Consider the following 23,583-nt stretch of genomic DNA (forward strand, 5'->3'; position numbering starts at 1 on the left):
GATGGACCCGGACGGCAGGCTCTTAGCGCGAGACGAGCCCGTCTACCGGGAGTTCGTCCGGCTCTACCAGCTGGCCCGCGGACTGCGACGCACCAGCGTCGATCGCTGGAACGGCGAGCTGCTGGTCAGCCCGGTTGGCCATCTGGGCGGCTTCAGTCCGATCACAGGAAGGATCCGGCTCGCCGGCGACTCGGTTCTGCGTCATCTCGACCCCGCCTCCACGACGACGACCCGGTACGAACGCGCCGAAGCACTGGCGACAGTCCTGCACGAAGCCACCCATGCCGGGATGGAGACCGACGCCCCGCACGAACCCAACGCCGTACGGTCCAGAGTCTCGACCGCCGCGATGGAAGGCCTGGCGGAGGTTCGGACCATCGCCGACTTCGAGGTGTACGCCGCCGTGGCGGGCTACCCCGGACTGGTGATCGGACGTCCGCAGTACGCCGGAGCCTTCGCGGCGATGGACCATCTGGTGAATCAGGTGACGGGACCGGCGCTCGACCGGCAGGCGCTCATCGCCGACGCGGTTCGCGGTCCCGGCGCGATGCATTTCGACCAACTGGCGAACGCCGCGGTACAGAATCGCCTCGCCGAAGTGGTCCCACCGCGCGCCGAGGACCAGTTGCGGGTCCGCGCCGCTCTGATCGAGACGATGGCCCATCCGCTCTGGCCGACTTTGCTGGGAGACCGGCCGCCCGAAGCAGGAACGATGGTCGCCAACGAGATCCGCCAGCACCTGAACCAGAAAATCGACGAGATCCGTCACCACTACCGGTCCCACTCCACCCGGGTGTTTCCGGCGGATGTCCCCAACCCCGACGCCCTACAGATTGCTGAGAGCAACAGATCTGCGGCGCTGTCGGCTGCCGAAGCGGTCGATCGGGAAGAGCCCGTCCGCGGCACCCGGCTTCCGTCGGCCGGAGCTGGCGCGTCGTCGCAGCTGCGATTCCTGGACGGACTAGCACCGGCCGCGGGCGCCGCGAGACGTCGCCCGTCCTTGGGTCAGGGAGCCCGGCCCCAAGGTGGGTCGGCGACACCGACGCCCCAGCGTCGAGCCGAAGGCCGATGGGACTAGTCGACCGAAGACCTGGCCTGTGGATAACTTCCGCGGCCGGTCTGTCGAGGCCACTACCGTGAGGCGTCAATCCAGCGATGACCACGAAAGCGAGTAGTGATGAATCTCAGCACCTTCCACGGGTACGTCAGCTCTCGTCGATGGTTGCTCCTGCAGCAGGTGAGCGCCGCCTTGGTCGCGGCGGAGAAGGACATCGAAGAACTGATCGGCGAACTACCCGACGAGGATCGCCCGGCGGCGACACGGAGGCTGGACGAAACGGTCGATGTTCTCGACTTCGACTGGGCCGATCAGAGCAGGTACGTCCGGCTCGCCGAACAGATCGTGATCCGTGCGCTCGACGGAGCACGCAGCATGGAGGAGAAGTACGCCGCTCTGGCCGAGAGCAGTCAGCGGCTGCGTGTGCTCGCCGCCACCGTAGAAGGGGACGACCAGAAAGCCGTTCGCCGGCTGCTCGGCGGGCTTTACGAGCGAGAGCGCGATCTGCGCGAAGGCGGCTACCCCTGGAGCGAGGAGAGCGCCCGGCAGTATCACCCGACGCTCCAGGAACAGTTGGACGGACGCCTTTGGACAAGAGGGGCATCGAGCACTGTCGACCCGTTGACAGCACCTGTTCCGCCACGCACACCACCGCTCGGCCCCACAGCGCCGAGTCATCCGCTGTTGCGCGGCTTCGGTGCCGGACGCTGCCGACACTGATCCTGCTGCCCGGGGATCCGGTCGGATCGTTGACAACCAGCGGAGCCGCACCCAGGATTAACCACTCTTGGTTTAACTAGTGGTTAGGGGTGTTGGGGTGGTCGAGCGGCGGCGGGTTGTGGTGGATGGGCCTTCTAACTTGGGGTTGCGGCCGCCTAAGGACGGGACTGTGCCGGGGTGTTACAAGTTGGCGGGGGCGTTGCGGGATCTGGGGTTTGTGGGGCGGATCGGGGCGGGGGACGGTGGGTGTGTGACGCCGCCTCGGTACGACCGGCGGGACTGGAAGCCTGGGGACGGGGTTTTCAACGCGGTCGCGATGGCGGAGTACAGCTTGCGGGTGGCTGAGCGGGTGGGGCGGTTGGTTGATGAGGGCAACTTTGTGGTGCTGCTGGGTGGGGAGTGCAGCAACCTGCTCGGGCCCGCGGTGGCGTTGCGGCGGCGGGGGCGGTTCGGGGTGGTTTATCTCGATGGGCACTCGGACTTCCGGACGGTGGAGAACTCGCCGTACGTCGGGGCTGCGGGCGGGGAGGCGTTGGCGTTGGTGACTGGGCGGGGGCAGAGCGATCTGACCGATCTCGACGGGCTGTCGCCGTACGTGCGGGACGAGGATGCGGCGCTGCTGGGGATTCGGGAGGACGACACGGACATCGCGGAACTGCGGGAGGTGGGGATTGCCACCTGGCGGGCGGCGGAGATCGATGCGGCGGCGCCGGGGAAGGTGCTGGAGCGGATGGAGGCGCTCGACGGGTTCTGGGTGCATCTGGATGTGGACATCCTCGACGCGGCGGTGATGCCGGCGGTGGACAGTCCGGATCCGGGCGGGATTCAGCACGATCAGCTGCGGGAGCTGCTGCGGCCGCTGCTCGCGTCGGAGAAGTGCGTGGGGATCGACATCGGAATCTTCGACCCGGATCTGGACCCGGACGGGAAGTACGCCGCCGAGCTGACGGACACGCTGGTGGCTGCGCTGACCTGAGGTGCACTTGAGAGAAGAAGGCCCCACCCGGGCCGCCATGCGCGGGTGGGGCCGACAGTGGCGAGCCGAGAACTCGCTACTGCTCGACCGGGGGCTGCAGCCACCTGACAGCTGCCGCCGGTCGAGGACCGGTCAGCTGACCGAGGTCAGCCGGACCAGGGTTCGGGATCTTCAGCACTCGTTCTGCCCGGAGACCGTCGTCGCCACCGGGGTTCTGAGGCTGGAGATGCGGCCGTTGAGGTCAGCTGTGGCTGAGCTTGCAGCGGCCGGAGGACAGGGACGTAGACGTCGCCGTCGTTGATCAACTGAAGGACGCCGGACGTAGACGTCGCCGGGGTCGTCGATCAGCTGAAGGAGACTGGGATGTAGACGTCGGCGGTGCGGTCGTTTGGCGCGAAGTGGTCGCGGCGGGAGACGATCGCGCAGGTGAGGTCGGGGTCGCTGCAGTCGAGGCCGCTGTTGATCTCGGCGATCCGGATCTGGGCGGTGAAGGTGCCGTTGGTGGCGATCGGGTACGACGCGCTGCCGCCGAGTGGGCTGTTGGTGACCCAGGCGGACGGGCCGACGGTCGTGCCGCCCTGGCCGTCGCCGCCGGCGCATGGGCTCGGCTTGGTGCCGTAGCTGTAGTCGGACGGCACCGCGCACAGGGCGACGTAGTACCCCTGGCTCGCGCTGTACCCGCTGCCGGTGACGGTGATCGTCTCGCCGGCCGCGGCCAGGCTGGTCGCGTTCGACGCGTTCAGGGTCTTGCCGAGGTTGCTCGCGCTGCCGGGGGCGGCGTGGGCGGGAGTGACCAGACCGGCGGCCAGCGCGGTGGCGGCGGCGACAGTCAGGACGGTACGACGGATCATCGGGCGGCATCCTCTCGTCTGAACTTAGGTTAGGTTTACCTAAGTAGCGCGCTCAGACTAAGAGTTACCTAACCTCGAAAGCCAGCCTCATTCCCAGACCGCGGGCAGCCCGTGCGGCGCCGCGTGACCGAGAACACGCCGTACGCCGCCCGGCCAGGTCCGCAGGACGATCAGGAACTCGTACGGCGCGCCGGGCGTACGGCGCATCGGCTCGAGGCACAGGCGCGCCAGCGGAGTCGATGCCGTCGCCCGCTCCCCCAGCGCCGCGATCGCCGCGTCGGCGGCGGTCTGGTCGGCTGGGGTCAGGTACTGCCACATCACCGAGTGCCAGACGACTGTGACGTGTCCCTCGGACAGTTCGAGGTTGCGGAGGAAGGAGACGGCGTCCTCGCGGTGTACGTCGGCCGGTACTGCGCGGGCGATCTCGAGTGCGCCGCGCAGGCGGTTGAGGCGGTCGGTCATGTCCGGCCAGACGTACGACGTGAGTGTCAGGGCGCCGTCGGGGGTCAGCGGGTTCACCGGGCTGATGTCGCTGCCGACGCGCTCGGCGATGCGGAGGTCGGGTGCGGGGATCATCGGGCGGCCGGACCAGGCGTCGGTGAAGACGACTGGGCTGTTGGGAGCGCCGAAGACGAGGGTTTGGGCAGGGACCGACTCGTCCGACGGAGTGTTTGGGGTGGTGCTGACTTGGGAGGTGGTGAGGTCGGCACCCGAGGCGGTGGGGGCGGCCAGTGAGGTCCTCGGGTCGGCACCCGAGGCGGTGGTGCCGACTTGGGAGGTGGTCAGGCCGGCACCCGGGGTGGCCGGAGAGGCCGCCGGGTCGGCCCCCGAGGCGGTGGTGCCGACTTGGGAGGCGTCCACGGCAGCCTCGTAGCGGAAGCAGTCCGCGCGCAGGTTCAGCCCGCCGCTGGCCCCGATCTCGAACAGCCGGACCGGTAGCGGCACCACCTCGTGCAGCCGCAGCAGACCGCCGTACAGCGCAGTGGCTCGGCCGACCTCGTTCGTCTGCGGGGCCTGGCCCAGCAGGTTCTGCAGCTCGGCGCCACGCGACTGCAGCACCTGCTCGAACGCCTCCCACCCGAGCACCGGGTCCCACTCACCACCGGTGCTTGGGTAGAACACCGCGAGTTCCGGCGCCTCCCCGGCGAGCACCAGCCGGTGCACCGAGCCCAGCAGGCGCAGTGCGAGTGCCGACGGGCCTGGGTCCTGCTCGTGCCCGGCAAGCACTCGGGTGGTGACTCCGCCGAGCTCGTAGTCGTCCACGAGCCGGCGGAGCAGGTCGGCGTACAGCGGCGAGCCCAGTTCTTCACATGCGATCGCCTGCAGCTGAAAGGCTTCTACGACATCCACACCGACGACACTAAGAGGTCAGGCGATCCAAGACCGTCTTGGCGGTCACCCGCGCGTCCTCGTCCTCCAGCGGCGAGCCGTGCGAATCGGTCAGGTAGAACACGTCGACGCACTCCGCGCCCAGCGTCCCGACATGGGCGGACCGGATGTCCGCACCGGTCGCAGCGATCGCCGCGGTCACGTCGTAGAGCAACCCGGGCCGGTCGTGCGCCCGCACCTGCAGCACAGTCGCCGTCTCAGAGGCCCCCGGCAACAAGTCGACGCGGGCGGCCGGGCCCTTCCGCGCAGAGGAGTCCCGCGCCGCCAACCGCCGTACGAGGTCGCTCTTGTCACGCAGAGCCACAGCCAGCCGGTCCCGCAGCCGCACCGGATCCGGCGCCGACCCAGCCACCGTCCACGACGAGATGCCAAGGCCCTCTACCGAGGTGATCACGGCAGACCGCACAGCAAGCCGCTCCACAGCCAGTACGGCGGCAACCGTCGACAACGTCCCCACCTGGTCCGGCACGGCCACGTTGACCCGCAGGTCCCCGTGGTACTCCGACACCGTCACGCCCAGCCGGCCCACACCGACCACCTGATGCAGCTCCGGCGTCGGCAACGGCGGCGCCTCGTTCCACAAACCTGACCCACCACCGGACAGCTCACCACGCACCCGCCGGGCCAGCTCCCCCACCAGCCGCAGCCGCCAAGGCGACGACGCTGCAGGCCCAGCAGCCCGGGCGTCGGCGTACGTGAGCGCCTCCAGCAGATCCAGCGTCTCCGTGTCGCCGACGATCCCCGCGACGAGGTCCACTGTCATCGGGTCGTCCAGATCCCGCCGCGTCGCGACCTGCGCGAGCATCAGGTGCTGCCGGACCAGCAGCGTGATCGTGTCGGAGTCGGCCTCGCTGAAGCCCAGCCGGCGCGCCACGACCGCGGCAATAGCGGCACCGGTCACGCTGTGGTCGCCCTCGACCGCCTTGCCCAGGTCATGGATCAGCGCGGCGACCAGCAGCAGGTCCGGACGCCGTACGTCGCGCACCATCGACGACGCCTCGACACAGGTCTCCAGCAGGTGCCGGTCGACCGTGTAGCGGTGGATGGCCGACTGCGGCGGCCGGAAGCGCACGCTGTCCCACTCCGGCAACAGCCGCGAGATGTAGCCGGTCTGGTCCATCGTCTCCCAGACCTCGAGCAGCCCCTGCCCGGCACCCAGCAGCGCGCAGAACAGCCGCCGGGCCTCTCCCGGCCAGGGATCTGGCAGCTCAGCAGCAGTCGCCGTCAGCCGTGCAGCGACAGAAGGCGACAGCACCAGCTCCCTGTCGGCAGCAACGGCAGCAGCCCGCAGTCCGAGTGCAGGGTCCCGCTCCGGCCGGGCATCCGGCATCAGCACGACCTCACCCTCGTGCTGCCCGACCCCCTCGTCCAGTGCGAGCAGCAACGGCCCACCAGTACGACGACGCCGCGAGCGAGGCGGTCTGGTCACCAGGCTCTCGATCCGCCGCCAGGACACGTCGCACACGTGCGCCAGCGTCCGCCCGGTCGAGTAGACGTGCCGCAGCAACGCGTCGCGCCCGGAAAGCCCAAGCCCTGCAGCAACTTCACCAGTCACGTCAGCAACCAACCGGTCAGTTGCGCGACCCGCAACAGCATGCAGCTCGTCTCGCACGTCCAGCAGGTCCAGGCGAGCCCGCTCGACCACCGGGTGCGGTACGTCGACCAGCCAGGACGCCACCAGCGCACGCAGCACCACCGCGTCCCGCAGCCCGCCGTACGCCTCCTTCAAGTCCGGCTCAGCCAGGTGCGCGAGCTCCCCGACCGTCCCGGCCCGGTCCCGGCACGCCTGAGCCAAAGCAGGCAAGCGATCTCGCGCCGTACGACGCCAGTCCGCCATCAGCACCGACCGCAGCTGCAGGGTGAGGTGCGAGTCCCCAGCAACGTGCCGCGCGTCCAGCAGCCCCAGCGCAACCCGTACGTCGTCAGCCGCTGCCTTCCGCGCCTCGTCCAGCGTGCGCACGCTGTGGTCCAGCCTGGTCCGCGAGTCCCACAGCGGGTACCAGATCTGTGCGGCGAGCTCGTCCACCCGTGGGTACCCCTCGACGTGCACGAGCATCACGTCGAGATCGCTGTACGGCGACAGCTCCTCCCGGCCGTAGCCGCCGACGGCGACCAGCGCGACGCCCTCGGTGGGCACACCGAGGGCGTCACAGGCTTTCGAGAGGAGCAGGTACAGCAGCGCGTCGGCCTCCTCGGCCCGCGCGCGCCGCTGAGCTGCCCGGTCCACCATCTACAGCGCGTCTCCGTCGACCTCGCCGGTCCGGACCCGGACGATCGTCTCGACCGGAGTCACCCAGACCTTGCCGTCGCCGATCTTGCCGGTCTGCGCGGCCTTGACGATCACGTCCAGCACGTCGGAGGCGTCACCGTCCTCGATCACGACCTCGAGCCGGACCTTCGGGACCAGGTCCACCTCGTACTCGGCGCCGCGGTAGACCTCGGTGTGGCCCTTCTGCCGGCCGTAGCCGCTGGCCTCGGTCACCGTCATGCCGGTCACCCCGAAGGTCTCCAGCGCGGTCCGGACGTCCTCCAGCTTGTGCGGCTTGACCACCGCGGTGATCAGCTTCATGCGTTCGCACCTTCCTTCTCAGAAGCGTCCTTCTCGGGAGCGTCGTCGACCGGAGCCGCCGGGGCCGGGGTCCGGACCACCGTCGCCGGGCCGCGCAGGCCGGAGCCCGCGGCCAGGAAGTCGTACGCCGACTCGGCGTGCTCGAGCTGGTCGATCCCGGTGACCTCGTCGTCCTCCTTGATCCGGAAGCCGATGGTCAGGTCGATCAGCTTGGCCAGGATGAACGCGACCACGAAGGAGTAGACCCCGACGATCACGTTCGCCAGCGCCTGCCGGCCCAGCTGCCCCGCACCACCACCGTAGAACAGGCCGTCCACCGCGGACGGCGCGGCGGCCGTGCCGAGGAAGCCGATCGCCAGCGAGCCGACCAGACCGCCGACCAGGTGTACGCCGACGACGTCGAGCGAGTCGTCGAAGCCCAGCTTGTACTTGAGCGAGACCGCGAAGGCACAGATGCCACCGGCAACGACACCGAGGATCAGCGAGCCGACCGGGGTGAGCGCGCCACAGGCCGGGGTGATCGCGACCAGACCGGCGACCGCACCGGACGCCATGCCCAGCGTGGTGGCCTTGCCGTGCCGGATCCGCTCCACGATCAGCCAGCCGATCACCGCGGCGGCGGTGGCGCACTGGGTGTTCACGAAGGTGACGGCGGCCGTCGTACCGGCGGTCAGGGCGGAGCCGGCGTTGAAGCCGAACCAGCCGAACCACAGCAGACCGGCGCCGAGCACGACCAGCGGCAGGCTGTGCGGCCGCATCGGGTCCTTGCGCCAGCCGACCCGCTTGCCCAGCACGATCGCCAGGGCGAGCGCGGCCGCACCGGCGTTCACGTGCACCGCCGTACCGCCGGCGAAGTCGATCGCCTTGATGCCGGTACCGATGAAGCCTCCGCCGCCCTCGCCGTCGAGGTACCAGACCGAGTGCGCGACCGGGAAGTAGACCAGCGAGGTCCACAGCGCCACGAACACAATCCAGCCCCGGAACGAGGCCCGGTCGGCGATCGCGCCCGAGATCAGCGCGGGGGTGATGATCGCGAACATCAGCTGGAAGCCGACGTAGGCGAGCGTCGGGATGGTGCCGCTGACCGCGTCGGGCGCGATCAGTCCCTTCAGGCCGGCGACCGAGAAGTTGCCGATCACCCCACCGTTGTCACCACCGAACGTGAGCGAGTAGCCGACGACCACCCACAGCACGGTGACGACCCCGATGGTGATGGCACTCATCATCATCATGTTCAGCACGCTCTTGACGCGCACCATGCCGCCGTAGAAGAAAGCCAGGCCCGGTGTCATCAAGAACACCAGGGCGGCACTGACCAAGACCCAGGCGGTATCGCCGGCGTTGATCTCCATCAACGTCATCCCTTCCATCGATCTGGGGGTGGCCCGCGTCCTCATCGAGGAGTTCTCCACAACGCCGGGAAGCCCACGCGTGGCCACACCGCAAACGGTGTCGGCGCGCCGTTTCAGCCGATCGGTCCGGATGTTTCAGGCATGTGACAAAGCGGTCGGTCAGGTGACATCCAGGTGACATCGAGTCATGTGTGGCACTCTGGCCTCATCACACGGGTCGCAGCCGCGCCACTGCGCCCGTCTTAGCTGGGGACACAACCGATGGGAACCAACAGCGGGGAAAAACCACGCCGGGGCCGGCCACGGGACCCGGACGCCGAACCGAGGATTCGGCGGTACGCCGTCCAGCTGCTGCTGGAGCGCGGCTTCGACGGCATGACCGTCGACGACGTCGCCGAGGCGGCCGGGGTCGGCAAAGCGACCATCTACCGGCGCTGGGCCAGCAAGGAACAGCTGGCCAACGACGCGCTGGCCGACCTGTTCGACATCGAGATCCCGGACGCGGACACCGGTTCGATCGCGGGCGACCTGCGCCAGGTCTACCGCGACGCACTGGCCTTCGTGAACAGCGCCGACGGAGTGGCCCTGGTCCGGCTCGCTGTCACCGAACTGAACCGCGGCGAGCCGTTCGCGGTGTTCTACCGGGCCTTCCTCGAACGCCGCGTCGACCAGACCGAGGCGGCGCTCAAACGGGCCCGGGCCCGCGGCGAGCGCGTCCGGGAGGACGCCGATCCGGTGCTGATGGTGCAGTGGCTCGCCGGAGTACTGATTCTCCGCGCGATGACCAGGGAGCCGATGCCTCGCGTCGAGGACACCGACCACCTGGTGCAGATGACGCTGCGCTGCATCCTGGAGTAGCCCGTACGCCGGCCCGCCGTTCCCCCTTGCAGGGCAGGGCGGCGGGTCAGCTGTGCAGTCCGGGGCCGACGGCAACGGCAGACACCTTCAGCTCGGCCACTCGCCGGACCTGGCCGGTCTCCAGGTTCCAGGCCAGCATCCAGTTGGTCACCCGGAACAGCACGGTCTCACTGTCGTACCAGCCGAGTACGGCGCAGCAGTCGCGCTCCCGTACCGCGTCAGGCGTCGGCGGCCCGGTCGGTGGCGGCGTGGCCGGCGGGGTCTCCCCCAGCACCATCAGCCGGCTCGGCTGACTGTCCACCGCGGAGATGGCGGCAACCACTTGCGGGCGCGAGGCAACCGTCCGTACCTGCGGCAGCTCGGCCGCCACGAACACCCGGGCCGCCACGTTGCCGCTGGTGAAGGTCTGCCCCGCCCAGCTCTGCACCGGAAGCTGCACCGTGCTGTCGACCGCCCAGCCCCGCCGCATGTACCGCATCAGCCCCACCTGCGTCGTCACTCCGTCCAGCCGGTACGGCGCGGTGCCGGCGTCCGGGTCGACGCTCGCCTGGACCGTGACGATCTCCTGACCGTTGGTCGACACCCGGTAGGTGCTCCGCGGGCCGCTCGCCAGGAGGCGCTCGCTGTCCCCGAGCCAGGACACGCTGCGGATGTCCTGGTTCGGCAGCGGGATCCGCCGGACGGTCGCACGGGTCGAGTCGAGGACCACCACAGCACCCCGCTGGGGGAAGGCCACCAGCCGGCCACTGGGAGCGACCGCACCGGTACTGAGAGGTGCGCCTGTGGCTATCGGGGCCAGATCGACGTCCGCCTCGGACCAGCTCGCCGTACTCGCCAGCAGCAGCGGCCGGAAGGTGTCGCCGTTGCGTGAGAGCACCACAGCGGCGATCTCGTCGACCGGCCGCTCGGCGAGCGGCGACGGGTTGTCCGGGTACTCCAGCTCACCACCCATCGGCGTGATCACCCGGTTGAGCCACGCCTCGCTACCGGCCTGCGGCGCGACCCAGAAGTCCATGCCGGCGATCTGACCGGCCGGTGGCACGTACCCCGGCGGATGGGTCGGTACGTCGTCCGGCGGCTTCAGACCGAACGACGACCCGTTGGCCGCCACCAGGGCACCGGCGACAGCCATCACCAGTACGACGATGACGGCGACGATCACCTGGCTACGACGCCTCTTGCGCCGGATCGACAGGCCGCCGGCCCAGGCCGCGTCGGCCAGGTCCGGCTCGGGTACGCCGCCGATCGCCTGCTCCAGCAGGGGTCCGACGTCTTCGCGCCTCATCGCCGCTCCGCCGGGTTCCGCCAGTCGCCCAGGCCCAGCCCGGTACGGAACCGGCTGAGCGCCGTCTGGCCGTGCCCGTGCACGGCGGTGTGCGACAGGTTGAGCAGATCGCCGATCTCGAACTCGGTCAGCTCCTCGTAGTGCAGCAAGACGAACACAGTCCGCTGGACGGGGGTCAGCTCGGCCAGCGCCACCAGTGTGGTGTCGTCGCCGGGCGGCGCGACCTTCAGACGGCGCCAGCGCGACAGCGCCGGCTGGTAGAGCAGGCGCTGGACGAACACGTCCGGGTCGTCCGGCCGGCCCCACACCAGCGCCAGGCGGCTGAAGGCGTGCAGCAGCAGTTCTTCAGCCCGCGCCTGGTCGCCGTAGACGAGGGCGGCGGTTCGGAGCCACCTGCCCTGCCGCGCATCGACGTACGAGGCGAAATCGGGGTCGATCGAGTCGCGCATCCACCCTCCCGCCCCTATTCAACTCCTCAACTACTGCGCGCGGCCACAGCCAATCGGGTGTCTTCTCCGACCAGCTCGCCGTTGATCGCGGCTCCCGCGGAGAATCCGGCCGCCGCGGAGGTGACCACCTGGCCCATCGGGTCGGTCACGTTGCCCGCGACCCACACGCCCGGGACGCTGGTCGTCCCACCCGGTCCGGCCTCGACAGCGGTCCCGATGACGAACCCGCGGACCTCCCGGTCGACCGCCTTGAGCCCCAGCTCGTCCAGGAAGTCCGCACGCGCCCGCAGCGAGGTCTGCACGGCCAGAGCCTGCCGCGGGATCACCCTGCCGCCCTGCAGCCGTACGCCGGTCAGCCGGTCGTCGGTGACCTCCACCTGCTCCACAACGCCTTGCACCACAGAGATGCCGCGTGCGGCCAGCTCTTCCCACTCCTGCTCGGTCGGCTCCGGGCCGGTGTGCAGGAACAGCGTCACGTCGTCGCTCAGCTGGCGGAACATCATCGTCTGGTGCACAGCCATCGGCCCGGTCGCCAGTACGCCGATGGCCTGGTCCCGCACCTCCCAGCCGTGGCAGAACGGGCAGTGCAGCACGTCCCGCCCGAACCGCTCGGCCAGCCCCGGTACGTCGGGCAGCTGGTCGGTCAGACCGGTGGTCACCAGCAGGCGCCGCGACTCGAACCTCTGGCCGTCCGCGGTCTCGACCGCGAAGCCCTCAGACAAGGCCCGGGCCGACGTGACCGTCCCGGTGAGCACCTCCCCGCCGTACCCGGTCACCTCCTGGCGGCCGAGCGCGGTCAGCTCCAGCGGCGGGATGCCGTCGCGGGTCAGGTAGTTGTGCACCCCGTCGGCGGGAGCGTTGCGCGGGTCACCCTGGTCGATCACCAGCACCGACCGGCGGGACCGGACCAGCGGCAGCGCCCCGCTCAGCCCGGCCACTCCGCCGCCGACCACGATCACGTCGTACATGTTCGTCTCCTCTTCTAGGTCTGGTCACAGCATCCGCAGAGTTCTCGAAAATGACAAAGATCTTTGCCAAGATGGCAACATGAGCGAATTCGACGACGTGCTCGAGGCGGTCGGCCCCCGGCTGCGCAGGCTGCGCCAGGAGCGCGGGACCACGCTGACCGACCTCGCGACCTCCACCGGGATCTCGATCAGCACCCTGTCCCGGCTGGAGTCCGGTCAGCGCCGCCCGACGCTGGAGCTGCTGCTGCCGCTGGCCCGCGCGCACCAGGTCCAGCTGGACGAGCTGGTGGACGCTCCACCGACCGGTGACCCGCGCATCCACCCCAAGCCGATCAAGCGGCACCACGGCGCGATCGTGATCCCACTGAGCCGGCGGCCCGGTGGGCTGCAGGCCTTCAAGCAGATCGCGCCCCCGGGCTGGCCGGGCGGTGAGGTCAAGCAGCAGACCCATGAGGGCTACGACTGGGTCTACGTGCTGTCCGGCCAGTTGCGCCTGGTCCTGGACGACAAGGACTTCATCCTCAAGGAGGGTGAGGTCGCCGAGTTCGACACCCGCGTCCCGCACTGGTTCGGCAACCCGGGCCCGGAGCCGGTCGAGATGCTCGGCCTGTTCGGCCCGCAGGGAGAGCGACTGCACGTACGCGCCAAGTCACAGTAGGCTGCGGCCGCGAAACTCGAACGAAAGGACCTGACCTGTGAGCGTCGCGCTCTTCACCCTCGGCGGCACCATCTCCGTGGCTGGCGGTTCGAACCGGTTGACCGGGGCCGAGCTGACCGCCGCGGTGCCGGGCCTGGCCGACCTCGGGTCGGTGCTGGAGGTGCAGGACGTCGAGTCCGTCCCCAGCGGGAACCTCACGCTGGCCACGATGCTGGACGTCGTCGACGCCGCGTCGAAGGCCGTCAGCGCCGGTGCGTCAGGTGTCGTGGTCACGCAGGGCACGGACACGCTGGAGGAGACCGCGTTCGTGGTCGACCAGGTCTGGCCGCACCCACACCCGTTCGTGCTGACCGGTGCCATGCGCAACCCCACCCTGGCTGGTCCGGACGGCCCGGCCAACCTGCTGGCCGCGGCACGCGTCGCCTGTTCCCCTGCTGCCCGGGACCTCGGTGCACTAGTCGTGTTCAACGACCAGATCCACGCCGCCCGCTGGGTCCGCAAGACGCACAGCACCAGTACGGCGACCTTCGCGTCGCCCAACGCCGGCCCGATCGGCCACGTGGTCGAGGACCAGGTCCGCATCCTCACGAAGCCCGCCCGCCAGGACGGCGTACCGGGGCGTCCTGAAGCCGCTGACCTGGACGCCGCTCGCGTAGCGCTCTACACCGTCACCCTGGACGACGACGGGCTGCTGCTCCAAGGACTCGCCGACACTCACCAGGGGCTCGTCGTCGCGGGCTACGGCGTCGGCCACGTCCCGTCGGCGCTCGCGCCGGTGCTGGGCGCACTGGCTGAGCGCATGCCCGTCGTACTGACGTCGCGGACCGGTGGCGGCTCAGTGCTGCGCAGCACATACAAGGCCGTCGGCTCCGAGTCCGACCTGCTCGGCCGGGGCCTCATCGACGGCGGCTTCCTCGACCCCTACAAGGCGCGGGTGCTGCTGAGGTTGCTGCTGGCAACAGGTGAGGGCCTGGACGAGATCACTGCGGCTTTCGCGCAGCACCACTGACCGCGGCGGCCTTCAGCGTCAGGTAGTCCCGCTCCGGCAAGCTCGTCGTACGGCGGGCCGCTGCGCGGAAGTGCTCGGCGGCGGCTTCCGTGTCACCCCGCATCTCCCGCAGATGACCCCGTACGGCGTCCAGCCGGTAGTGGCCACCCAGCGGTTCGTCCAGCGGCTCCAGCATCGCCAGGCCGGCCTCCGGCCCGTCGACCATGGCCGCTGCGATGGCCCGGTTGAGCGTGACCATGGGGTTGCCGGACAGCTGCTCCAGCAGGCCGTACAGCGCGAGCACCTGCGGCCAGTCCGTGTCCTCGGGCTTGTCCACCTCGTCGTGCAGGGCCGCGATCGCCGCCTGCAGCTGGTACTCCCCCAGCGGCGGCCGGCCGAACGCGTCGACCGCCAGCGCGACCCCCTCGGTGATCAGGTCCCTGTCCCACAAGGAGCGGTCCTGCTCGGCCAACGGGATCAGCTCGCCCGACGATCCGGCCCGCGCATCCCGGCGTGCGTCGGTCAGCAGCATCAGGGCGAGCAGGCCGGTCACCTGGCCGTTCTCCGGCAGCAGCGCGTGCACCATCCGGGTCAGCCGGATCGCCTCCACCGCCAGGTCGCTGCGGTGCAGGTCGGGACCACTGCTGGAGGTGTAGCCCTCGTTGAAGATCAGGTAGAGCACGTGAAGCACGTTGCGCACCCGCTCGTCGTCCGGCTCCAGCTCGAACGAGGCACCCTTGATCTTCTGCTTCGCCCGGCTGATCCTCTGCGCCATCGTCGACTCGGGCACCAGATAGGCCTGCGCGATCTCCGTGGTGGTCAGACCGCCGACCGCGCGCAGGGTGAGAGCGATCGCCGAGGCGGGTGTGAGGTCCGGGTGGCAGCACATGAACAGCAGCCGCAGCGTGTCGTCGGTCTCCTCGACCTCGGCGGCCGGTACGTCGCGCTGCGCGGCCAGTTCCTCCCGGCGCCGCCGGGCCTGCTCCTGCCGGATCTCGTCGATCACCTTCCGGTGCGCGGTCTGGATCAGCCAGGCCCGCGGGTTGTCCGGTACGCCGTCGCGCGGCCAGGTGCGCGCAGCCGCCAGCAACGCCTCCTGCACCGCGTCCTCGGCCGCGGCGAAGTCCCCGGTCCGCCGTACGACGGCACCGACGACCCTGGGCGTCAGGTCGCGTAACAGGCTCTCCAGCTCCATGCCGGGAACCTACCGCCTAGGGAGACACGCCCTATAGGTGGCGCCGGACCCGCTCAGGACTCGCCGTCTCCAGCGGTACGTCGACAGCCGGGATCAGACCGAGGTGCGTGCTCTGCCGGGACAGCATCGCGTCGAACAGCCACTCGGTCGCCGTACGGATCCTGTTGCCCGGCATCGAGAGCAGGTGGTAGCCACGGGTCACCGCCTTCGCCGGCAGCCCACCGAGCGGGACCTGCAGCGGGTTGGCCGCCGCGTCGACGCCGCCGAGGTCCACCACGAAGCCCAGATCCTTGTGCACGTAGGGCTTGCGCTCACCGGTGCCGAACGACGCCGCGACGTTGTGCGCGGCCCGCCGGCCCTGCCGCTCGGCGTGCTGCGCTGTCATCGGCGTCACCTCACCAGGCCGGGTCAGGTCCGGTACGGCGGCAGCGTCGCCGCAGGCGAACACGTCCGGGTGGCCCGGTACGTTCAGGTACTCGTCGACGACCAGGCGGCCCTTCTCGGTCTTCAGGCCGAGCCCCTCGACCACCGGGTCCGGCCGGACGCCCACGCACCAGATCAGCGAGTTGGTCGGTACTTCGGTCTGGTTGGTCAGCCGGACGCTGCCGCGCTTGGCCTCCTCGACCGACAGCCCCATCCGCACCTCGACACCGCGCTTGCGGAGCACCTTGTCCGCCGTACGGGACAGGCGCTGGTCCAGCTCGGGCAGCACCCGGTCGGCGATGTCCAGCAGCATCCAGCGCATCTGCTGGTCACGCAGCCGCGGCCGGCGCTTCTTGAGCAGCTCGGTGAACAGCACACCGTGTGCTGCGACCTCGGTCCCGGTGTAGCCGGCTCCGACCACGACGAAGGTGCAGAGCGCGTCCCGCGCGTCCTGGTCGTCGGTAGCGTCGGCCAGCTCGATCTGCTGGATCAGGTGGTCCCGCAGGAACACCGCCTCCGGGATGCCGCGGAAGCCGTGCGCGTGCTCGGCCACCCCAGGGATCGGCAGCAGCTTGTTCACGCTGCCGGCGGCGATCACCAGCCGGTCGTAGCTCACCGAACCCGCGTGGCCCGCCGGGTCCTCGTACGAGACGCTGCGCTCGTCCAGGTCGAGCCCGTCGACCTCACCGAGCACCAGCTGGACCTCGGGCAGCGCGTCCGCCAGCGCCACCGTCAGCCGGCGCGGCTCCAGGATGCCGGTCGCCACCTCGGGCAGCAACGGCACGTAGAGGAAGTAGTCGGTCGGGTTGACCAGCACGATGTCGGCGCGGCCCCGGCTCACCCAGGACAGCGTCTTGGCCGCGTGGAACCCGGCGAACCCGGCTCCGACGATGACGATCCTCGGTCGGCTCATGCCTCTTGATACCAGATCCCGGGCAGGCCCGAACCGTAAGTCAGTCCAGCAGCGCGTCGACGAACTGCTCGGGATCGAACGGCGCCAGGTCGTCGGCGCCCTCGCCGAGGCCGACCAGCTTCACTGGTACGCCGAGCTCCCGCTGCACCGCGATCACGATGCCGCCCTTGGCGGTCCCGTCCAGCTTGGTCAGCACCAGACCGGTCACGTTGATCACCTCGGCGAACACCCGGGCCTGGGTCAGCCCGTTCTGCCCGGTGGTGGCGTCGATGACGAGCAGCACCTCATCGACCTCGGCCGCCTTCTCGATCACCCGCTTGACCTTGCCCAGCTCGTCCATCAGCCCGGTCTTGGTGTGCAGCCGGCCGGCCGTGTCGACCAGGACGACGTCGGCCTGCTCCTCGATGCCCTGCTTGACCGCGTCGAAGGCGATGCTCGCCGGGTCACCGCCCTCAGGCCCCCGCACGGTCCGTACGCCGACCCGCTCGCCCCAGGTCTGCAGCTGGTCGGCCGCAGCCGCCCGGAACGTGTCGGCCGCACCCAGGACGACGTGCTTGTCCTCGGCCACCAGGACCCGGGCCAGCTTGCCGACCGTGGTGGTCTTGCCGGTGCCGTTCACCCCGACGACCAGGACGACGGCGGGCTGGTTGCCCTCGTGCTCGACCTTCAGCGACCGGTCCATCGACGGGTCGACCAGCGCGATCAGTTCCTCGCGCAGGATCGAGCGCGCCTCGTCACCGCCGACGCCCTCGACCCGGACGCGGGTGCGCAACCGCTCGACCAGCTCCTGGGTCGGGGTGACACCGACGTCCGCCGTGATCAGCGTGGTCTCGATGTCCTCCCACGTCTCGTCGTCCAGCTTGTCGCGGGACAGCAGCGCGAGCAGGCCCTTGCCGAGCGAGCCCTGCGACCGTGCCAGCCGGGCCCGTAGCCGGACCAGGCGGCCCTGCGCGGACTCCGGCTTCTCCAGCTCCGGCAGCTCGGTGTCCTCGAGCGTGCGCGTCGGGGTGTCCCGCGGCTCCTCGGCGTCCTCGCCGACGGCCGGCTCGGCCGTGTCGAGCGGCGCGGGCGGGGTCGCGGCGGGCAGCTCACGAGTCCGGCGCCGGGCAACGATCAGTCCGGTGGTTCCCGCGCCGAGCAGAACGACGACCGCCACGATGATCGCGATCAGGGCGGCGTCGGCGAGCTGAGGGACAAGCTGAGGAGTCAACACGGTTCCCCATCTTGGCAGACACTCATGCCAGATCCACGATCGGTCGCGTTGGGTGAGGCGCCAGTTCCGGCCGGTGGGTGAGCAGTACGACGGTACGGCCGCCTGCCGCGCGGAACAGGTCGCTCAGCAGACTCCGGGCGGTCTCCTCGTCCAGGTGCTCGGTCGGCTCGTCCAGGACGAGCACGTCGTGGTCGGCCAGCAGCAGCCGGGCGAACGCGAGCCGCTGCCGCTCACCACCGGACAGCCGGGCGCCGTGCTCCCCCACCATCGTGTCGAGCCCCTTCGGCAGGCCGTGCACGAACTCGCCGAGCCGAGCCCGGTAGAGCGCGTTCCACAGCTGCAGGTCGCTCGAGCCGGGCTTGGCGAGCAGCAGGTTCTCGCGGATGCTCGTGTCGAACACGTAGCTCTCCTGCGTCAGCAGCCCGACCCGCGACCGCACGGCGTCGCCTTCGAGCCGCCGTACGTCGGAACTGTCCAGCAGCACCTCGCCGGCGCGCGGCTCCAGGAAACGCAGCAGCACCAGGGCCAGCGTGCTCTTGCCCGACCCACTCGGACCGGTGATCACCACGCGGCTCCCAGCGGGCAGATCCAGGTCCAGGTCGCGCAGTACGTCGTCCGGTCCGTAGCCGACCCGCAGGCCGCGCACCTGCAACCCACTACCGATCGGCAGCGGCAGGGCTGCCTCCGGCTCCGCGACCGGCACCGGCGTACCCAGCAGGTCCTCCACCCGCTGCAAGGAAGCACGCACCCTGATCGCAAGCTGCGCCGCGACCGGGATCCCACCCAGCACGTCAGCCAGCGCCAGCGGCGTCAGCACCAGCACCGCGTAGACCGGCCCAGACTCCCCAGTCCCCAGCACCAGCCCAGCGATGCTCGCCGCCCCCACGCAGATCACCAGCAGCGCCCCACCGAGCCCAGTACTCCAAGCAGACCGCCGCTGAGCCAAAGCCAACCGCCGGTCCGCCGCCTCAAACCCCGCCAGTACGTCGTCCACCGCGTTGAACGCCAGTACGTCGGCCGCCGTCTGCAGGTTCTCCGTCGCGGCCGCGGCGACATCCCCTCGAACCCCCGCCATCATCCGCTCGGCCCTGGAGGCACTGGCCGCCGTCAGCCAAGGCGCCACCGTGCACGCAACCAGCACCGCGACAGCCACGGCAGCACCCGCCACCGGCAGGAGCAGCACCAGCAACCCAACAGTCGCCGTAGCGGTCACCACCGCCACCAGCACCGGCAACAACACCCGCAGCCACAGGTCCAGCACCGCATCGATGTCCAGCACCAGCCGAGCCAGCAGGTCTCCACTCCGGGACGACGCCAGCCCGACCGGCGCCAGCGGCTCCAGCCGCTCGGTGATCCGGGCCCGGGTGTCGCCCAGTACCCGGTACGCCGCGTCGTGGCCGGCCAGGCGTTCGACGTACCGGAAGACGCCGCGGCCGACCCCGAAGGCCCGCACCGCCACAATCGCCACCAGCAGCGTGAGCACCGGCGGCTCAGCCGACGCCTTGGTGATCAGCCACGCGGAGGTCGCCAGCAGGCCGACCGCCATCCCCGACGCGAGCACGCCGGCCAGTACGGCGAGCAGCAGCCGCGGCCGCACCCGCCGAGCAGGCATGGCCAATCCGAGAACGCTCATACCGTCACCAGCTCCCTCGAAACCGACACCACTCGATCAGCCGCGTCCATCAACGCCGGCCGATGCGCAACCAACAGCACCGTCCGCCCAGTCGCCCGCAGCCCAGCAACGACCGCAGCCTCGGCCGCGGGGTCCAGCCCGGCCGTCGGCTCGTCCAGCAACAGCACCGGCGCATCGGTCACCAACGCCCGAGCCAGCGCGACCCGCCGCCGCTGTCCGCCCGACAGCAACTGCCCCTGCTCCCCCACCGGCGTCTCCAGCTCCAACGAAGCAGCCCCTGCCGTGTCCAGCGCCTCACGCACCTCGGCGTCAGTCGCCGAAGGCCTCCCGAGCCGCACGTTGTCCGCGATGCTCCCGACCCGCAGACCGGGCCGCTGCGGTACCCATCCGAACTGCTGCCGCCACAGCCCGGCGTCGAACTCATCCATCGCACTCCCACCAGCGACCACGACACCGCCGGCAGGCACCACGAACCCGAGGATCGCCGCCAGCACCGTCGACTTCCCAGCCCCGCTGGGCCCGGTCAGCGCGACCACCTCTCCCGGCCACAGGTCCAGATCGAAGCCCTGCAAGGCCGCCTGCTCCCGATCCGGGTACCGCACAGTCACGTCGTGCAGGTGCAGCCCGACCACCCGCAGGTCCGGCACATCGGTTCGGTCACCCACCAACGGCAGCGGCGTCTCCAGCACCCGGAACACCTCTTCGCTCGCAGCGACCCCGTCCGCACTCGCGTGGAACTGCGCACCGACCTGCCGCAACGGCAGATAGGCCTCCGGCGCCAGGATCAGCACCAGCAAGGCGGTCTCCAGCCCGAGCTTGCCCTCCACCAGCCGCAGCCCGACGCCGACCGCGACCAGTGCGACCGAGATGCTCGCCAGCAGCTCCAGCACGAACGACGACAGGAATGCCAGCCGCAGACTGGCCATCGACGCGACCCGGTGCTCCTCGGTCACCCGTCGTACGGACTCCGCCTGGCCCTTGGCCCGGCCGAACAGCTTCAGCGTGGCCAGCCCGGACACCACATCCGAGAAGTGATGAGCCAGTACGCCGAGCGCCCGCTGCCGCCGCCGGCTGTAGGCCTGCGTGGCCCAGCCGACCAGGGCCATGAACAACGGGATCAGCGGCAGCGTCACCACCACGGTCGCCGCCGCGATCAGGTCACCAGTCGCCATCCACCCGACGACCCCGGCCGGGACGGTGGCCGCCAGGACGAGCTGCGGCAGGTACCGGGCGAAGTACGGGTCGAGATCGTCCAGCCCCTTGGTCAGCAGCGTGGTCAGCTGGCTGCTGCGCTCACCACTGAGCCACGAAGGCCCCAGCTTCAGCGAGTGCTCCAGGACCCGTCGCCGCAGTGTCGACTTCACCGCAGCCGCCGCCCGCTGCGCCACGACCTCCTGCAACCAGGTCAGCGCCGCCCGGCCCGCTACAACCGCCGCCAGCAACCAGGCCACCTCTGCAACGCCGGTGCCGTGCAGCACAACGCCGGAGATCCCCCGGGCGAGCAGTACCGCCTGCAGGATGACCAGCAGGCCAGTGGCGACACCGATGGCCACCGACCCGGCCATGAACAGCCGGGCCGCCTTGGCCTGGCGCAGCAACCGCGGATCGATCGGCTTCATCAGACGCCGACGATCACGCGCTTGCGGAACACCCAGTACGTCCAGCCCTGGTAGAGCATCACCAGTGGCGTGAAGATCGCCGCGATCACCGTCAGGATCTTCAACGTGTACGGCGTGGAGGCGGCCGCCGCCGTGGTCAGCGTCGAGCCCGGGTCCAGCGTCGACGGCATCACCGCGGGGAACATGGCGACAAAGAGAGACGTCACCGCCAGCGCGACCGCTACCGCCGTACCGGCGAACGCCCAGCCCTCCCGGCGCACCCTGTTCGCCACCAGTCCACCGACGAGCGCGAGCGCGGCAGCGACGGCGATCAGCACCGACCACCGATCACCCCGGAGCTGCTGCGCCCAGGCCAGGAACCCCACGGCCAGCCCAGCCGCCACCAGCCCGGTCCACCCGGCCAAGCGGTTGGCCCGCTCCCGCAGCTCGTCCGTCGTCCGCAGCGCCAGGAAGATCGCGCCGTGGGCCACGAAGACCGCGGTGAAGGTCACCCCGCCCAGCAACGCGAACGGACTCAGCAGGTCGCCCAGCCCACCCACGAACTCGTACGACGCGTCCAGCGGGATCCCGCGCACCAGGTTGGCGAACGCGATGCCCCACAGCAGCGACGGGGCCAGCGACCCGATCACGATCAGCGTGTCCATCCGGGACCGCCACGGCAGGTCGTCGCGCTTGCCCCGGTACTCCAGCGCGACCCCGCGCAGGATCAGCGCGACCAGGATCGCGAACAGCGGCAGGTAGAACGCGCTGAACAGCGTCGCGTACCACTCCGGGAAGGCCGCGAACGTCATCGCACCGGCCGTGATCAGCCAGACCTCGTTGCCGTCCCAGACCGGCCCGATCGTCGTCACCACCGCCCGCCGCTCGGGCTCGTCGCGGCCGAGCACCCGCAGCAGGATGCCGACCCCGAAGTCGAACCCCTCGAGCACGAAGTAGCCGATCCACAGGAACGCGATCACCGCGAACCAGACCGTCGTGAGTTCCATCGTCAGTCCCCTCAGTACGCGAAGGACAGGGGCTTGGCCTCGGCCGAGCCGTCGTCGTCGGAGTCGTCGTCGGGCCCCGAAGGATCCGCCGGCGGTGAGGTCCCGGCCAGCCCCGCCCGGATCGACTTGAGCATCAGCTTCGCCTCGACCACCGCCAGTACGCCGTACAGCACCGTGAAGCCGAGCAGGCTGATCAGGATCTCCGTGCTGGTCGTGCCCGGTGACACCCCGGCCGACGTCGGCATCAGGCCGAACACCAGCCACGGCTGCCGGCCGGTCTCGGTGAACACCCACCCGAAGACGTTCGCGAACAGCGGGAGCAACGGGAGCGGCAGCGCCATCCAGATCAGCAGCCGATGCGGCTCGCGGCCCTTCCTGGTCATCCACAGCAGCAGGACCGCCAGCGCCACCGCCGTCATCCCGACCCCGATCATCAGCCGGAAGGTCCAGTACGTCAGCGGGACGTTCGGGTTGTACGAGCCTGGCCCGTAGAGCTTCTCGTAGGCCTGCTGCAGGTTGTTGATGCCTTCCACCTGGCCGTCGAAGGTCCCGGTGGCCAGGAAGGACAGCAGGTACGGCACCTTGACCGAGAAGATCTCCTGCGACCCGTCCAGCGTGCCGATCGTGAAGACCGAGAACGAGGCCGGCTTCTCCGACTGGTACAGCGCCTCGGCCGCCGCCATCTTCATCGGCTGCACCTCGGTCATCACCTTGCCCTGCTGGTCGCCGCTCAGCGCCACACCGGCCCCGGCGGCGATCACGATCACCGCGCCCAGCCGCATCGCCGTCCGGAACGCGCCGGTGTCGACGCCCGGCCGGCGGACCAGGTGCCAGATCGCGACGGCCGCGACGAACGCGCCGCCGACCATGAACGCGGCGAAGATCGTGTGCGGGAAGGTGACCAGCACGACCTTGTTGGTCAGCACCGCCCAGAGGTCGGTCAGCTCGGCCCGGCCGCGCTCGGCGTTGTAGCGGAAGCCCACCGGGTTCTGCATCCACGAGTTGGCCGCCAGGATGAAGTACGCCGACAGTTGCGTACCGAGCACCACCATCCAGATGCAGGCCAGGTGCACCTTCTTCGGCAACCGGTCCCAGCCGAAGATCCACAGCCCGATGAAGGTCGACTCGACGAAGAACGCGAGCAGCCCCTCCAGCGCCAGCGGGGCGCCGAACACGTCGCCGACGAAGCGCGAGTAGTCGCTCCAGTTCATCCCGAACTGGAACTCCTGGACCAGGCCGGTGACGACGCCCATCGCGATGTTGATCAGGAAGAGCTTGCCGTAGAACTTGGTCAGCCGCAGGTACTTGTCCTTGCCGGTCCGGTACCAGGCGGTCTGCAGGCCGGCCGTGATCGCGACCAGCGAGATCGTCACCGGCACGAAGAAGAAGTGGTAGACGGTGGTGATCGCGAACTGCCAGCGCGCCAGGTCGAGCGTGTCCATCGGGGGTCCTCCCGAGCGATCTACGACGTTACGTAGTAG

At 70.1% G+C, this 23,583-nt stretch carries 21 protein-coding genes; 6 read left to right on the forward strand and 15 right to left on the reverse strand.

What is annotated here, in order from left to right; translation table 11 throughout:
• Position 1: 1 nt before the first annotated feature.
• The 3 genes from HDA39_RS15940 (at position 2) to HDA39_RS15950 (ending at position 2,753) form a co-directional block, all read left to right on the forward strand.
• Positions 2-1,078 (forward strand): hypothetical protein, encoded by a 1,077-nt coding sequence (locus HDA39_RS15940; RefSeq protein ID WP_184795995.1) that lies wholly within the window; start codon positions 2-4, stop codon positions 1,076-1,078.
• Positions 1,079-1,177: 99 nt separating this feature from the next.
• Positions 1,178-1,777, forward strand: coding sequence for a hypothetical protein (locus HDA39_RS15945; RefSeq protein ID WP_184795996.1), 600 nt, complete (start codon positions 1,178-1,180; stop codon positions 1,775-1,777).
• A 250-nt stretch (positions 1,778-2,027) separates the two neighbouring features.
• Positions 2,028-2,753, forward strand: coding sequence for an arginase family protein (locus HDA39_RS15950; protein WP_337925760.1), 726 nt, complete (start codon positions 2,028-2,030; stop codon positions 2,751-2,753).
• Between the two features lie 344 nt (positions 2,754-3,097).
• Here the strand turns inward: HDA39_RS15950 and HDA39_RS15955 are convergent, their stop codons facing one another.
• The 5 genes from HDA39_RS15955 to HDA39_RS15980 all read right to left on the reverse strand — a co-directional run bounded on the left by HDA39_RS15955 (position 3,098) and on the right by HDA39_RS15980 (position 8,923).
• Entirely contained in the window at positions 3,098-3,604 is a 507-nt protein-coding gene (locus HDA39_RS15955) for a hypothetical protein (RefSeq protein WP_184795997.1), read from the reverse strand.
• 87 nt (positions 3,605-3,691) lie between these two features.
• Positions 3,692-4,954, reverse strand: coding sequence for a DUF2332 domain-containing protein (locus tag HDA39_RS43255; RefSeq protein WP_337925761.1), 1,263 nt, complete (start codon positions 4,952-4,954; stop codon positions 3,692-3,694).
• Between the two features lie 10 nt (positions 4,955-4,964).
• Positions 4,965-7,223 carry a [protein-PII] uridylyltransferase gene (locus HDA39_RS15970; RefSeq protein ID WP_184795998.1) on the reverse strand — a complete coding sequence of 753 codons (2,259 nt, stop codon included), beginning with the start codon at positions 7,221-7,223 and terminating at the stop codon, positions 4,965-4,967.
• Complete coding sequence (locus HDA39_RS15975) at positions 7,224-7,562, reverse strand: P-II family nitrogen regulator (RefSeq protein WP_184795999.1); 339 nt, start codon at positions 7,560-7,562, stop codon at positions 7,224-7,226.
• Positions 7,559-8,923 carry an ammonium transporter gene (locus tag HDA39_RS15980; protein ID WP_238356727.1) on the reverse strand — a complete coding sequence of 455 codons (1,365 nt, stop codon included), beginning with the start codon at positions 8,921-8,923 and terminating at the stop codon, positions 7,559-7,561. Before HDA39_RS15980 ends, HDA39_RS15975 begins: the two co-directional genes overlap by 4 nt.
• A 252-nt stretch (positions 8,924-9,175) precedes the next feature.
• On the opposite strand from HDA39_RS15980, the gene HDA39_RS15985 reads away from it, so the two are divergent.
• On the forward strand, positions 9,176-9,772 hold the full coding sequence (locus HDA39_RS15985; protein WP_184796000.1) for a TetR/AcrR family transcriptional regulator: 597 nt from the start codon (positions 9,176-9,178) through the stop codon (positions 9,770-9,772).
• A 46-nt stretch (positions 9,773-9,818) separates the two neighbouring features.
• On the opposite strand, the gene HDA39_RS15990 is transcribed toward HDA39_RS15985, so the two are convergent.
• Genes HDA39_RS15990 through HDA39_RS16000 form a run of 3 tightly spaced genes read right to left on the reverse strand, consistent with a single transcriptional unit; the run spans position 9,819 to position 12,474 of the window.
• Entirely contained in the window at positions 9,819-11,057 is a 1,239-nt protein-coding gene (locus HDA39_RS15990) for a hypothetical protein (protein ID WP_184796001.1), read from the reverse strand.
• Positions 11,054-11,506: a sigma factor-like helix-turn-helix DNA-binding protein gene (locus HDA39_RS15995; RefSeq protein ID WP_184796002.1), complete on the reverse strand. Its 453-nt coding sequence runs from the start codon at positions 11,504-11,506 to the stop codon at positions 11,054-11,056. The genes HDA39_RS15990 and HDA39_RS15995 overlap by 4 nt, the downstream gene beginning before the upstream one ends.
• A 26-nt stretch (positions 11,507-11,532) precedes the next feature.
• Positions 11,533-12,474 (reverse strand): NAD(P)/FAD-dependent oxidoreductase, encoded by a 942-nt coding sequence (locus tag HDA39_RS16000; protein ID WP_184796003.1) that lies wholly within the window; start codon positions 12,472-12,474, stop codon positions 11,533-11,535.
• Positions 12,475-12,553: 79 nt separating this feature from the next.
• On the opposite strand from HDA39_RS16000, the gene HDA39_RS16005 reads away from it, so the two are divergent.
• Positions 12,554-13,132 (forward strand): helix-turn-helix transcriptional regulator, encoded by a 579-nt coding sequence (locus HDA39_RS16005; protein WP_184796004.1) that lies wholly within the window; start codon positions 12,554-12,556, stop codon positions 13,130-13,132.
• 37 nt (positions 13,133-13,169) lie between these two features.
• Positions 13,170-14,141, forward strand: a complete 972-nt coding sequence (locus HDA39_RS43725) for an asparaginase domain-containing protein (protein WP_184796005.1) — start codon at positions 13,170-13,172, stop codon at positions 14,139-14,141.
• On the opposite strand, the gene HDA39_RS16015 is transcribed toward HDA39_RS43725, so the two are convergent.
• Genes HDA39_RS16015 through HDA39_RS16045 form a run of 7 tightly spaced genes read right to left on the reverse strand, consistent with a single transcriptional unit; the run spans position 14,113 to position 23,544 of the window.
• Positions 14,113-15,315: an RNA polymerase sigma factor gene (locus HDA39_RS16015; RefSeq protein WP_184796006.1), complete on the reverse strand. Its 1,203-nt coding sequence runs from the start codon at positions 15,313-15,315 to the stop codon at positions 14,113-14,115. The genes HDA39_RS43725 and HDA39_RS16015 overlap by 29 nt on opposite strands.
• 31 nt (positions 15,316-15,346) lie before the next feature.
• On the reverse strand, positions 15,347-16,651 hold the full coding sequence (locus tag HDA39_RS16020; RefSeq protein ID WP_184796007.1) for an NAD(P)/FAD-dependent oxidoreductase: 1,305 nt from the start codon (positions 16,649-16,651) through the stop codon (positions 15,347-15,349).
• Between the two features lie 40 nt (positions 16,652-16,691).
• Positions 16,692-17,864 (reverse strand): signal recognition particle-docking protein FtsY, encoded by a 1,173-nt coding sequence (gene ftsY, locus HDA39_RS16025; RefSeq protein ID WP_184796008.1) that lies wholly within the window; start codon positions 17,862-17,864, stop codon positions 16,692-16,694.
• A gap of 22 nt (positions 17,865-17,886) precedes the next feature.
• Positions 17,887-19,497, reverse strand: a complete 1,611-nt coding sequence (gene cydC, locus HDA39_RS16030; protein ID WP_184796009.1) for a thiol reductant ABC exporter subunit CydC — start codon at positions 19,495-19,497, stop codon at positions 17,887-17,889.
• A complete protein-coding gene (cydD, locus tag HDA39_RS16035; protein WP_184796010.1) occupies positions 19,494-21,116 on the reverse strand; it encodes a thiol reductant ABC exporter subunit CydD in 1,623 nt (540 codons plus the stop codon). Before cydD ends, cydC begins: the two co-directional genes overlap by 4 nt.
• Positions 21,116-22,102 carry a cytochrome d ubiquinol oxidase subunit II gene (gene cydB / locus HDA39_RS16040; protein WP_184796011.1) on the reverse strand — a complete coding sequence of 329 codons (987 nt, stop codon included), beginning with the start codon at positions 22,100-22,102 and terminating at the stop codon, positions 21,116-21,118. The genes cydD and cydB overlap by 1 nt, the downstream gene beginning before the upstream one ends.
• Before the next feature lie 11 nt (positions 22,103-22,113).
• A complete protein-coding gene (locus tag HDA39_RS16045; protein WP_184796012.1) occupies positions 22,114-23,544 on the reverse strand; it encodes a cytochrome ubiquinol oxidase subunit I in 1,431 nt (476 codons plus the stop codon).
• Positions 23,545-23,583: the final 39 nt, after the last annotated feature.

Source organism: Kribbella italica, from assembly GCF_014205135.1.
Classification (GTDB): domain Bacteria; phylum Actinomycetota; class Actinomycetes; order Propionibacteriales; family Kribbellaceae; genus Kribbella; species Kribbella italica.